12 protein-coding genes and 1 tRNA gene are annotated in these 12,017 nt (G+C 50.8%); 2 read left to right on the forward strand and 11 right to left on the reverse strand.

Annotated elements, in window-relative coordinates; genetic code table 11:
- Positions 1 to 254: 254 nt before the first annotated feature.
- Complete coding sequence (locus FGS84_RS14640) at positions 255 to 956, forward strand: AzlC family ABC transporter permease (RefSeq protein ID WP_138309290.1); 702 nt, start codon at positions 255 to 257, stop codon at positions 954 to 956.
- A gap of 3 nt (positions 957 to 959) precedes the next feature.
- A complete protein-coding gene (locus FGS84_RS14645; RefSeq protein WP_138309291.1) occupies positions 960 to 1,289 on the forward strand; it encodes a branched-chain amino acid transporter permease in 330 nt (109 codons plus the stop codon).
- 154 nt (positions 1,290 to 1,443) lie between these two features.
- Here the strand turns inward: FGS84_RS14645 and FGS84_RS14650 are convergent, their stop codons facing one another.
- From FGS84_RS14650 to FGS84_RS14700, 11 genes are all read right to left on the reverse strand, one after another.
- Positions 1,444 to 4,038 carry an HD domain-containing phosphohydrolase gene (locus tag FGS84_RS14650; protein WP_243129985.1) on the reverse strand — a complete coding sequence of 865 codons (2,595 nt, stop codon included), beginning with the start codon at positions 4,036 to 4,038 and terminating at the stop codon, positions 1,444 to 1,446.
- Positions 4,039 to 4,042: 4 nt separating this feature from the next.
- Complete coding sequence (locus FGS84_RS14655; protein ID WP_138309292.1) at positions 4,043 to 5,677, reverse strand: GH3 auxin-responsive promoter family protein; 1,635 nt, start codon at positions 5,675 to 5,677, stop codon at positions 4,043 to 4,045.
- Positions 5,678 to 5,683: 6 nt separating this feature from the next.
- Positions 5,684 to 6,217, reverse strand: a complete 534-nt coding sequence (locus tag FGS84_RS14660; RefSeq protein ID WP_138309293.1) for a methyltransferase — start codon at positions 6,215 to 6,217, stop codon at positions 5,684 to 5,686.
- Positions 6,218 to 6,650: 433 nt separating this feature from the next.
- A tRNA-Thr gene (locus tag FGS84_RS14665) sits at positions 6,651 to 6,723 on the reverse strand.
- Between the two features lie 152 nt (positions 6,724 to 6,875).
- Positions 6,876 to 7,823, reverse strand: coding sequence for an L-lactate dehydrogenase (locus FGS84_RS14670; protein WP_138309294.1), 948 nt, complete (start codon positions 7,821 to 7,823; stop codon positions 6,876 to 6,878).
- Positions 7,824 to 7,945: 122 nt separating this feature from the next.
- Entirely contained in the window at positions 7,946 to 9,007 is a 1,062-nt protein-coding gene (locus tag FGS84_RS14675; RefSeq protein ID WP_138309295.1) for a PilT/PilU family type 4a pilus ATPase, read from the reverse strand.
- Between the two features lie 25 nt (positions 9,008 to 9,032).
- Positions 9,033 to 9,512, reverse strand: coding sequence for a hypothetical protein (locus FGS84_RS14680; RefSeq protein WP_138309296.1), 480 nt, complete (start codon positions 9,510 to 9,512; stop codon positions 9,033 to 9,035).
- A 62-nt stretch (positions 9,513 to 9,574) separates the two neighbouring features.
- Positions 9,575 to 10,099, reverse strand: a complete 525-nt coding sequence (locus FGS84_RS14685) for a hypothetical protein (RefSeq protein ID WP_138309297.1) — start codon at positions 10,097 to 10,099, stop codon at positions 9,575 to 9,577.
- Complete coding sequence (locus tag FGS84_RS14690; protein WP_138309298.1) at positions 10,092 to 10,586, reverse strand: DUF4860 domain-containing protein; 495 nt, start codon at positions 10,584 to 10,586, stop codon at positions 10,092 to 10,094. The genes FGS84_RS14685 and FGS84_RS14690 overlap by 8 nt, the downstream gene beginning before the upstream one ends.
- Before the next feature lie 12 nt (positions 10,587 to 10,598).
- A complete protein-coding gene (locus tag FGS84_RS14695) occupies positions 10,599 to 10,928 on the reverse strand; it encodes a hypothetical protein (RefSeq protein WP_138309299.1) in 330 nt (109 codons plus the stop codon).
- Between the two features lie 17 nt (positions 10,929 to 10,945).
- Positions 10,946 to 12,004 (reverse strand): type II secretion system F family protein, encoded by a 1,059-nt coding sequence (locus tag FGS84_RS14700; protein ID WP_138309300.1) that lies wholly within the window; start codon positions 12,002 to 12,004, stop codon positions 10,946 to 10,948.
- Between the last annotated feature and the right edge of the window lie 13 nt (positions 12,005 to 12,017).

The raw sequence follows: 12,017 nt of genomic DNA on the forward strand, positions 1-12,017 counted from the left end.
CTGACTGTAAATATATGATGTGTTGAATTGCCCCTAAAGAATTATGGTGTTAAAGTCCAAAGACGGGTATCCTTGTCTGCCATAATTGTTCCTCCGTTACGTTGCTATTGTGATAAATATAATTATTAATCATATCACAATTATGACATATGGGAAAGGGAAAAATACATTTTACAGTGGAAATCTTATTCCATGTCTGCTATACTATATTAATGTGCTAAATTATGTACAACTATGAGGAGATTTACCGAACCATGAAAAAAGCAGCTAAATTCGCACTGATAAAAACCATTCCCATTTTTCTGGGCTACATATTCCTGGGAATCGCCTTTGGACTCCTGTTGCAGAAATCCGGTTTAGGCGTGTTCTGGGCCTTTCTCATCAGTACCCTGGTCTATGCAGGTTCCATGCAGTTTGCCCTGGTGGGCATTCTCACCGGCGGCTTAAGCTATGTGACCACGGCTGTCATGACCCTGTTCATCAACAGCCGCCATGCATTTTACGGCCTGACCTTCATCCAGCGTTTCAAGGAAATGAAAAAAACCTATCCTTACATGGTATTTTCCCTGACAGATGAAACGTATTCCCTGTTGTGTTCCATGGCCCGTCCATCTGATTTTACGGACAGGGAATGGAAGGCGGCCACGTTTTTTACCGCACTTTTTGACCAGTGCTACTGGGTAGCCGGGTCAGTTCTGGGCGCTCTTATGGGTGAGCTCATTACCTTTGACACCACGGGCATTGATTTTGCCATGACCGCCCTGTTCGTGGTCATCTGTGTGGACCAGTGGAAAGCAGCCAGGACCCATATACCGGCTGTCACAGGTTTTATATGCGGTGCCTTGTTTCTGGTGCTTATCCGTTCTTCCAATTTCATCCTGCCCGCCCTGGCAGCTGCCGTAGCCATCCTGCTGTTCCTGCGCAGGACCGTGGAACAGAAAATGGAGGAGGATTAAACCATGATTCATTCAAATTACGTACTGATTACCATCCTAATCTGCGCCCTGTGCACCCAGGTTACCCGCTGGCTTCCCTTCCTGCTCTTTGGCGGTAAAAAGGAGGTGCCCAAGCTGGTCCGCTATCTGGGAACCATTCTCCCGGCAGCCATCATGGCCGTGCTGGTGGTCTACTGCCTGAAAGGAATCACACCCCTGGCCTGCCCCTACGGACTGCCGGAGCTTATATCCGTCGGTGTGGTGGTGGGACTACACCTCTGGAAGAAAAATACCCTGGCCAGCATTGTGCTGGGGACAGTGTGCTATATGCTGCTGGTGCAGATGGTTTTTTAGCAGGCACACGCCGGAGTTCTGACAATTCACCTATGGATTTCTGACGGCAGCATCCAACTGCCCGGATATCCATCCCGCAAAAAAACATATTAAAAAGCCTATCCACTCTGCATTGAAGTGAATAGGCTTTTCTGCATGGTCTTTTCCCACACAATCAACTGCTTGTCTCTTCCATATTCCCATTTCCAGGGCTGGCTATGTTCCCGTCCTCATGGCTGCCCTCATTCCCGTCATCCAATACAGGCCGGATACTTCCGTCCTTCACCAGGCCGATGAAAACCGGCACCAGCTCCGGGTCAAACTGTGCGCCCGCGCCCCGCTCCAGCTCATTTACTGCAAATTCCACAGACATGCTGGGCTTATAGCTGCGCTTGGATACCATGGCGTCAAAGGAATCCGCTATACACAGGATTCTGGCGGCCAGGGGAATATCCTTCCCCGCAATACGCCTGGGGTATCCCCTTCCGTCATACCGCTCATGGTGGCCCAGAACCGCGGGAATAACGTAATCCATGGAGGGAAGATGGCGTATGATTTCAACGGATGCCTCCACATGCCGTTTCATGGTACTGTACTCCTCGTCCGTCAGTTTTCCGGTCTTGTTCAGGATGTTTTCCGGTATCCCTATTTTTCCGATATCATGGAGCAGGGCTGATTCCTTCAGTATCTCCTGGTACTCCTCGCTGGTTTTCAGGGCCTGTCCCATGGCATGGGCATAGTAGGCCACATTTTTGGAATGCTGGAATGTATAGTGGTCCTTTGCATCAATGGCAGCTGTCAGGGCATAGATGGTGGGCGCATATTCAGAATACATGCTCCGGTGCTTCTTAGCCAGCCCCTCATCCGTGTCCCTCACCCCGATGATTCCGTCTGAGTACACCCGGATTCCATTCTTCCCGGAACGCTTCACATGGTATACGGCACAGTCTGCATTGGATATCAGCTCGTTCATGGACGCTGCTGCATACGGCGCCGCGCAGATTCCGCAGCTGACAGTCAGTGGTTTTAAGTACGTATCCGTACAGTCCAGGTTCATGTTCTGAATCTGCCTTGAAATGTTCTCCGCCAGATTCTGGGCTGAATAGATATCATAATCCGGCAGGACAACAGCAAACTCCTTGCCGCTGTAGCGTCCGCAGTATCCATTGTCCCCCACGGTTCCCTGTATGATGCGCGCTATATGCACCAGGGCCTTATCCCCCTCATGATTGCCGTAAAGCTGGTTGTACAGCTTAAAATCATCCACATTGAAAATGACCAGGGCCAGGGAGGTACGTCTGCATTTTTCGTAACTCTCCTCCAGTGTCTCGCAGAAATACTTCCTGTTTAAAAGTCCGGTGAGCTCGTCTGTCCTGGCTTCCTCATATGCCTTTTCATAGAGCCTGGAGTTCTTCACCGCAATGGAGCTTACTGATTCAATGGAGTTAAGGAATATAATGTCCTCCTCGGAATATCCCCTGGCCCGCATCTTCCCGCGCTTCTCCTTGCCTCCCATAAGCACCAGGCCCGCCAGGTCATCCCCATCCTTAAGAGGCAGGATGCACTCAATCTTAAGGACCTCCATCTGGTATTTTTCTTCCTCCCACATGGACTTGTATTCCACGGTCCTGCGGAAGTCCTTAAGCAGCAGGCAGGAATCATGGTTTTTTAGCCAGTTGATAAGGGGTGCGCTGCCTGCCAGGGAAAAATTTTTGTCATCCAGGGGACTGCTGCTGAACACTGCCGGATAATTCCCCTGAGAATCCTTGATGCAGATATAAATCTTCCTTGTGTGCAGGGAACTTCCTATGACGTTCACCAGGGCATTGAGGATTTCAGTCAGCCTGAGGGACTGGGACACAATAGCCGTGTATTCGCTGAGCCGCTCTGTCTGGCTCACCTCCTCCTTGATAAAAATCCGGTCAAAAAATCCCTTGGCCACAATGTAAATCAGCAGTGTGACCATCATGGTCATGGTGGCCACAATCATGACGCTGAACGGCGCCAGCATCGGTATATCCTGGCGGATGATGCCGTCCAGGGTCTGGGCCACATTGTAAAAAGCCAGAGCGCTTACCGCCATGGCAATGATGTAGCAGTTGCCTCTGGATACCAAAAGGGTCATGCGGAACACATGCCTGGAATAAAGCGTATAAAACATTACCCCTGCATTCAGCACTCCTGACAGGATATCAATGGGAAATCCATTGAACAGCGGCACAGCCATATTGCCTGCAAAAAGCAGAAAGATACCTGACAGCAGCGGAACCACCTTGGCCCTCAGCGCCCTGTTTTTCCGGCTGTTCCAAATAATGGCCGCCGTATGTATGATAACCAGAAAACAGAGTCCGTATATGATGCTGGCGCGCCAGTTCATATGGTAGACAAACACAGCATTAACCCCGTTCCACTCAATCATGGGCGGCCGGACCAGGTTTCTGGTCCATATATTGTAGAGATTCACCAGCAGGATAAGAACCATCCACATCCTGTGGGAACTTTTCGCCTTATGGCCGCAGAAATCCCTGATAAAACAGAAAAATGCATACGGAACCAGACAGATTCCCGCCAGGGAAAGATGGAACCACAGCTCATAGGACGGCCAGGCCCTAAGCCTCATCAAAAGGGAGCCGCCGGTCCACAGAATCATGGCGCCCAGCACAGCAATAAAGTCACGAATCAGCCGTGACTTCTTAGCCGACATAAAAGCCAGCATAAGAAAGGTATAGAAATATAAAGCTGTTATGGATATAAAAACATAGCTTCTCATACAATCAGTATCTCCTGCGCCCGTCAAAGGTTGCCTGTATCTTTAACATTTCCTGTATATCATGGATGGATGGGTTAATATGCCTCAGTGTCTTTCCTGTCTTTTCCCGGTAGGATGCAAAGGTACCGCACCGCAGGATGGTTATCTCCAGGGGGTCCATCCCCAGAATCCGCTTCAGGTCATGGTAATCCTGGTCCACATATTTAAAATAGATGGTTAAATGTTCCTTCAGAAGTTCCCGGCTCACAGCCCGGTTTACCACACAGCCAGGCGCCAGCTCCACGTACATGTGAAGATAGGGCCTCCCCCTGTCCTCCGTAAACTCCTTTAATGCTGCCCAGTCCGTCACATCGATTCCCGACAGGCTGATGACATTCTCAATGGAATTTTCCGAAATCCTTGTAAAGCCGGCAATATCAATGATATCCGGCACCCGGTCTATGTACTCAAACCTGGGAATCCGGGTTTCATCCTCCTTGCTGGAGAGCCCCAGGCATCGGTAGACATCCCCTACCCTGTACCGGGCAAACGCCCCGCCCTTCAGCACAGTGAGAACAATCTCATATACCTCCCCGGCTGCCACCTCGTCCATGCATATGGTCCTGGGATTATAGGAGGGGTCGTCCAGATTCTTATACATTTCCGTCTCCGGTATGAATTCATAGAAACATGCATCCGGAAAAAAATACAGTCCGTTGCGGTTCCAAGTCTCTGTCCCGATGAAGCTGGGTTCTGTCCCTGCAAACACTTCCACCGGCCTGATGCCCCACAGCTCCTCCAGGTCATCTTTATAACAGCGGTTATCTGTTCCCGCACACAGAAATCCCTTTAGTTTGAACAGGTCCTTGGGCATCAGCCCCCGGCCTTCCCTCTCACACCTTTTCTTAGCCTTAAGGTAGCGCAGTGTCATGGAAGGGGGTATGGTAAACATTTTTTTCAGGGTGGACCCGCCCTTCCTGCCGTTCTCAGACAGGCTGGCTATGCTCATGCTCACAAAATAGGCCACGCTGCCCATGCCGAAAAAGAAATCAATTCCCTTCCCCAGCCCCATCTTAAATCCTTTTTTATTCCGCTCGGAAAACGTCATATTCACAGCCTCGTCCACCGGAGGCAGGAACTCTATGTGGAGTTCATCCGACAATCCCAGGGGAATCAGGCCCGTGATATAGGGCAGCGGCGCCAGTCCATACAGAAATGTATCGCCGATTCCGATATCAAAGTTCCCCCTTCCCTTGCTGGTGGCCATCATCAGACAGGTCAGGATATTATTCTTATAAGTCTTCAGCATGCCGCTGGTATAGGGAGCCACCTTGATGGGATGCTTTCCTCCCTCCCAGGTGGTCTGTATCCATATGATTGGTTTATCAGGAAGCATGTCCTCCTTCTTCAAAAGAAGGACATCCGCATAATCCTCATAGGTGGTCAGCGGAACCATGGCCCGGAACTCATCTATGTTCTCCGGCCTCTTATCCTTTAGAATCTTCTTTCCAAGAGGGCTGGCGCACCACAGCCCAATCTGCTCCTCCAAAAGCCTTCTCTGGATTTTCATATAAGACGCCATATCCAGGTCCAGAAAACCGCAGTATTCCTGCCATATCCTGTCATATTCCTGATTGGTCAGTTTTTCCTCAAATGTCATGCCAATTCACCGCCTTTTCCACAGTCTGGGTAGTAAAAATGGTACCTGTTCCTGGTAATCCCTGTAGTCAGAAAACTCCTCTACAAATATAAGCCTGTCCTGATACCAGGCATACAGAAGGTTCAGAAAAGAAAGACAAAGACTGAGCATCACCCGGTTTGGATTTCCGGTGGACAGGCCCATGCAGAAAAAGCAGCCGAAAAACCACCAAATACCCGGATGACGGCACCAGCCATACATACCGGAACGGCAGACCTTGTGCCGGTCCGCCTCCTGACAGTAAGTACTGTCAAAGGGCAATGCAAAATACAGTGTATAAATCAGCATTGCCAGAAAAAATGCCCCCGGAAGGAGCCATACAGACGGTTCCTTAATCCCCGGTGAAACACTGGTATATACCATCCTTCCTCCCACCGCAGCCAGCAGCAGGTTCCCTGCTGCAAACAATGGAGCAAACCAATTCTTTTTCAGAAAAACCCGGTTCCAGTCATATAGGAAAAACATCCCAAAGGCCCCTATCCCAAAGACCCAATCCAGCATCTATATCCCCCCTGCCCGATAAAAAAGGGAGTCCGTACTCTTCATAAATCCAGACTCCCAGCCGTATCTAAAATAAATCCTCCCATCTGTTGTCAACCTTTGGGAAATTATGTAATGTATCATGTAAATAGTAACTATTTGCCGAATAGAATAGATTTTACCATAAATATACCGAAAAAGGAAGGGATTTGACCGGATATTATTTATCTTTTCTCATAAATTATTAGGTTATTTTGTAATCATCCAAAATTTGTTGTTTTTTAGGTGCAATTATCCTCCCCTCGCCTGTTTATAAATACTCGGGGGTGGATTGGCATCAGAGAACCTGATTGCAAAAGCACTATAATCTAAGTGTCTACAAGTGTCTGCAGCCTGTTTGATACAAAAAAAATGGAAACCACTGTAAAATCAATGGTTTCCACTCTTTTCTGAAAGCTGCTGACGGGAATCGGACCCGTGACCTCCGCACTACCAATGCGACGCTCTACCGACTGAGCCACAGCAGCTTATCCTGTTTTGGTATCGCTCACGCGAACCTTGTATATATTATCATGCCCCTATGGTTTTGTCAACAATAATTTTCAAATTTTTCAAAACAATTCTTTCCGGCACACATGAAGGACCGCGCCTTTATACCGGTCCTTCATGCTCTCAGTCATCAGAAAATCCCGTCATACCCTTCCCGCAGCGTATCACAGGAGCGTCCCAGCTTTTCCAGCTCCTCTGGCGTCAGGGACAGGGGCAGAACCCTCTGCACCCCGTTCTGGTTTATGATACAGGGTACGCCGGCGAATACGTCCATCTGGCCGTACTCCCCCCGCAGCATGGCGGATACGGTAAGCACGCTATGCTCATCTCCCAGAATGGCCTTGGTTATTCTGGTCAGAGCCATGCCGATGCCGTAATAGGTGGCATTCTTGGCCTCTATGATTTTGTAGGCAGCGGTACGCACCTCTTCCTCAATTTCATCAAACCGTCTCCGGCTTACTGCTTCCCCATTTTCCCCGCATAGTTCCAGTATGGGCTTGGTGGCCAGCAGCGCCTGGCTCCAGGGCACGAACTCGCTGTCCCCGTGCTCTCCCATAACATAGGCGTGGACGTTCCTGGGATCTGCCTTCAGATAGTCGCCTAACAGGTATCTTAGCCTGGCCGTGTCCAGGGCGGTTCCTGTTCCCAGCACCCGTCTCGGATTAAAGCCTGACAGGGTGCAGGTAATTCTGGTCATGATGTCAACCGGGTTGGTTGCCACCAGGAACAAACCATTGAATCCCGATGAGGTAACAGGCTCAATGATGGAACGGAACACCTCTGCATTCCTTTTCAGAAGGTCCAGACGGGTCTCCCCCTGCTTCTGGGCCACTCCGGCGCAGATGACCACGATATCCGCATCCCTGCAGTCATCGTACTCCCCTGCATATATGGTCATGCTGGAATTGGCAAATGCCAGGCCATGGTTTAAATCCATGGCCTCCCCCTCAGCCCTTTTCTTGTTTACATCAATAAGCACCAGCTCATCACATACCGACTGATTCAAAAGACAGTAGGCATAGCTCATGCCCACCATTCCAGTTCCTACGATTACCACTTTCCTCTTGTCTGCTCTCACGTGCTGCTCCTTTCCCGCTGTCCCGGTCTGCTGTTCATATCCATAGTATATCTGTAAAACCTGTGTCTTATTCCCACTGGTTTAACAGCCAGTTTTTCCGGGACTTCCATCCGGCTCTCCGGTTACCTGGCCAGCTTCTTTTCCATGAGCTCGCTGTTGCTGCTGTAAGCCACGGCATTTTCACGGGAAATCACACCGTCGCGGTATAATTTTATAAGGCTGTTATCCATGGATATCATGCCTTCCTCCTGGGAGGTGGCAATGATTCCGTCTATCTGGTGAATCTTGGATTCACGAATCATATTGCGGATTGCATTGTTTAAAAACATGATTTCAAAGGCTGGCTGCACACCGCCGTCCACAGTTGGTATGAGCTGCTGGGATATGACTGCATCCAGCACCATGGCCAGCTGGGTCCTTATCTGCTGCTGCTGATTGGGAGGAAACGCATCAATGACACGGTCAATGGTATTGGCTGCGCCAACAGTATGCAGAGTGGAAAGTATCAGATGGCCTGTCTCCGCCGCTGTCATGGCTATGCTGATGGTTTCATAATCCCTCATCTCTCCCAGCAGGATAACATCCGGCGCCTGGCGCAGGGATGCCCTCAGGCCGGTGACATAGCTGTCCGTATCCGTGACAATCTCCCTCTGGGTTACCACGCTCTGTTTATGCCTGTGCAGGTATTCAATGGGGTCCTCCAATGTGATGACATGGGCGTTCCTGGTGCTGTTGATTTCGTCGATGATACAGGCCAGGGTGGTGCTTTTGCCGCTGCCTGCCGGTCCGGTCACCAGGACCATCCCCTTGGTAAGCCTGGATACGCCGATGATGCTCTCCGGCAAATGGAGCTGGCCCGCATCCGGCAGTTCAAAACGCACCACCCGGATGATTCCTGCCAGGGAGCCTCTCTGGCGGAACACACTGGCCCTGAAACGGGAAACACCCGGGATGGCAAAGGAAAAATCATCATCGCCGTGGGACTGGACCTTTTCCATGCCGCGGTTCTTTGCCAGGCCGTATATCTCCGTAATCATCTTGTCCATCTCGTCGGGCATGATTCGGTTATCACCCTGATAGATAATCCGGCCGCCAATCTTATAGGAGAAGGGCATGCCTGGAATAAGAAATATGTCGGCCGCATTCTGCTCCACGGCCGATGTAAGCAATTCCATCACATTCATCTGTTTTGCTCCTTTTGCCTCTGTTTTATTCCTGGGATGGGGCTGCTCCGCCCCACACAGGCATTGAATTATCTATTTCATACTCATCACTGGCATATACATACCATGATTTTATATCGTAATGCTGTTCCCCGCACATAAGGACCAGTTCAATGTGCAGGGACTGTCCCCTGTCCATGGGGATGTCCGTGGAAATAAGGCCGGTCTCCCTGTCATAGAGGTCCCCCAGCCTGTCCTTGATATCCAGGCTGCACTGGGTGGAATCCTTTCCCTCACCCATTTCCTCTGTCAGGACCTGGTCCACTTCCTTAAGCCACTGCTGCCCGCTGCTGTCCGCCTGGTAATATGCCCGGACCGCGTCCCCGTTGCGTTTGGCAAGCTTTAAATCACCCTGGGCACTGCTTAAGGACAGCAGTCCGAAGGTAGCCATGCACAGAACGATGAAAATAAGAATCAGGGACGATGCCCCTATATTCACTTTATTCCTGGATGCCTCTCCTGCCATCTGTCTTTCCTTTCCCGTGTTTCATACTTTCCCGCCCTGCCGGCTGCCGTGTATTTTGTATTCTATACACTGCTGCCGGCTGCATATGTCTCTGTCTGCAGGCGGTAGAGCAGCTTTCCCTTATCAGCGCCTCTTCCATAACGCATGATAAGTATGTCAGCCCGCTTCATGCCGTCCACTGTTCCTGTGTATATGACGCCCAGAAAAGCCGGTTCACTGCCTGCCTCTGTTTCCTCCCAGCTGCTGTCCCAGTACATGGTATGTATGCCGTCGTAGCCTTCACTTTTAACCAGCTCCTGGTTCCATTCAGACTGCTCCTGGTTTTCACCATCAGCAGATGCCAGGTGTTCCCATATATTCCGGTCCGGCAGCATTTCTGACCACGTAAGGGTCTGTCCCGCCTTTAGCTCCTCGGCCAGGCTCTGGGCTTTTAGCACCGCCTGATTCATGTCCCTGGCATCTTTGCTAATGCTGTCAGCCTTTACAAATACCAGAACACATATACTGGCGCAGATAATGAAGAACCCAACCACCGCCAGCATTTCCATTAAAAATGGCCCCGAACCGGACCCGCTTTTCCTATTCATCCGTCTCAAGTCCTCCGCTCCGCAGGGAAAGCTCCAGGCTTCCGCCGCCCTCTCCCACGGTCTCTATATGCAGCAGCCTTCCGTCCTTTAAAAGCTCCAGGCCCTGGCATTCCAGAATCTCCAGTCCGTCTGCAAGTCCCAGGCCGCTGGATGTGTCCGTAAACAATTCCCGGATACTCCCATTGTCCCAGTAAATCCATGTGACGTATTCCGATTCCCCTATCTCCTGTTTCATCTCCAGCACCTGGGTCCCGTCCACATCCACCACATTCACCATCCCGGCCCGGTCTTCCTGGCGCACCTTGTTGGCAATGTAGCTCAACGCTGTGTTGCCTGTATAATTGGCGTCGCTGCGCACATTGATATTTTCATATACCCGGCTTCCAATCAGCACTGTGAAAAGGGCACACAGCACAAATACCAGAAACAGCAGCATGGTAAAAAGCACGCTAACGGCATTTCCCTTCTTGTCTGTCTTCCGATTCATACTGTATGCCCCCTACTCTTCTATGGGTATGATGGTAATCTCAGGCATCACATTGGATGCAAAGCCATCGTAAAACACATTGTATTTCTTCCTGTTAATCTGGACCCCATAGTTCTCCTCCAGATATTCCACGCTGGGCGGATAACGGCCCTCAATGGCATAACACTGGACCGAAGCCCTTGTCACTGCCTTTCTGAGCGTATCCTCTTCCCTTGCGCCTGTTCTGCCTGAAAAATTCAGCACGGCCACCGCAAATACAACCACCAGGGCAGCCATTGCCGCCAACGACAGTATGTATCCCAGCGCCTGATTCTTCTCTCTTTTCTGAGACTTAACCTTCATCTGCTGCCTCCTAACTGTTATCCGATAGCGGACAATACGCCCACCAGAGGAAGCATGACAGACAGAAGGACCAGTCCCACGGATATGGCCAGGACCGCCACAATGGTGGGTTCAAATCTGGCAATCATATCGTCGATGGCAGTATCAGCCATTTCCTCATAATCCTGTGATATCTCATCCATGACGCTGTCCAGATGGCCGCTTCTGGTTCCCACCTTAATCATCTGCACATAAAAGCCTGAAAACAGGCCCGTGTCCTTCATGGCCTGATAATAGCTCTCACCCAGCTGAAGCTGCTCCGAGCATTTCCCGATACGGACTGCCACGCTTTCGTTTTCCACCAGCTCTTTTGCCAGGTCCATGCCCTTTTCCAGCTCCATACCGCTCTTCAGGGTCAGGGCCAGCACCGCGGTAAAACGGCGGTTGGCAACTGCCAGGGCAATCTTGCTGCGGCTCTTTACAAAATTAACAAACCTCTCCACCACGGCAAACCGTTTGCCGAATTTGGAAGCTGTCCAGATTCCGCACAGCGCCAGGGCCAGCACCGCCCCGGCAATAAGGGCAGCGCCGCTGAACCAGCCGCCCAGCCGCATGGCTGAGGCTGCCACGGGAGGCATCTGCGCCCCCAGCTGCTCGTATACCTTGTTAAATACAGGCATTACCTTGGAAAACAGCACAAAGAGAACCACCAGAAGCATTACCACCATCATCACCGGATATGTAACTGCATTCTTTATGGCCCGCAGGAGCCGGTATTCCTTTTCATAATAATCGGACAGTGACTTCATCATCTGGTCCATGGTGCCTGTCTGCTGGCCCAGCTTGGCCATTCGCACCACATAGGCCGGAAATACGCCTGTATCCTCCATGACCTTGAAGAAGGGGTCTCCCAGCTCCACGCCCTCTGCCATGTACAACAGCATATCCTTCTCACCCTGCACAGCCGCATCCTCCGCCATGATGGACAATCCTTCCTCCAGCGGAACAGCCGCTTCCAGCAGCAGGGATATCTGCAGGCAGAAGGCCGACAGCTCCTCATAGGAATACCGGTAATACGCCTCTCCCTTTTTCGCCATCTCATTGCCTCCC

Source organism: Clostridium sp. 1001271st1 H5 (assembly GCF_005845215.1).
GTDB lineage: Bacteria > Bacillota > Clostridia > Lachnospirales > Lachnospiraceae > Enterocloster.

What these genes read in the sequence shown, in the direction of transcription:
- FGS84_RS14700 (WP_138309300.1), bottom strand. Translation starts at nt 12,004, where the DNA reads ATGGCGAAAAAGGGAGAGGCGTATTACCGGTATTCCTATGAGGAGCTG.
- FGS84_RS14655 (WP_138309292.1), bottom strand. Translation starts at nt 5,677, where the DNA reads ATGACATTTGAGGAAAAACTGACCAATCAGGAATATGACAGGATATGG.
- FGS84_RS14685 (WP_138309297.1), bottom strand. Translation starts at nt 10,099, where the DNA reads ATGAATAGGAAAAGCGGGTCCGGTTCGGGGCCATTTTTAATGGAAATG.
- FGS84_RS14645 (WP_138309291.1), top strand. Translation starts at nt 960, where the DNA reads ATGATTCATTCAAATTACGTACTGATTACCATCCTAATCTGCGCCCTG.
- FGS84_RS14640 (WP_138309290.1), top strand. Translation starts at nt 255, where the DNA reads ATGAAAAAAGCAGCTAAATTCGCACTGATAAAAACCATTCCCATTTTT.
- FGS84_RS14695 (WP_138309299.1), bottom strand. Translation starts at nt 10,928, where the DNA reads ATGAAGGTTAAGTCTCAGAAAAGAGAGAAGAATCAGGCGCTGGGATAC.
- FGS84_RS14675 (WP_138309295.1), bottom strand. Translation starts at nt 9,007, where the DNA reads ATGAATGTGATGGAATTGCTTACATCGGCCGTGGAGCAGAATGCGGCC.
- FGS84_RS14680 (WP_138309296.1), bottom strand. Translation starts at nt 9,512, where the DNA reads ATGGCAGGAGAGGCATCCAGGAATAAAGTGAATATAGGGGCATCGTCC.
- FGS84_RS14690 (WP_138309298.1), bottom strand. Translation starts at nt 10,586, where the DNA reads ATGAATCGGAAGACAGACAAGAAGGGAAATGCCGTTAGCGTGCTTTTT.
- FGS84_RS14660 (WP_138309293.1), bottom strand. Translation starts at nt 6,217, where the DNA reads ATGCTGGATTGGGTCTTTGGGATAGGGGCCTTTGGGATGTTTTTCCTA.
- FGS84_RS14650 (WP_243129985.1), bottom strand. Translation starts at nt 4,038, where the DNA reads ATGAGAAGCTATGTTTTTATATCCATAACAGCTTTATATTTCTATACC.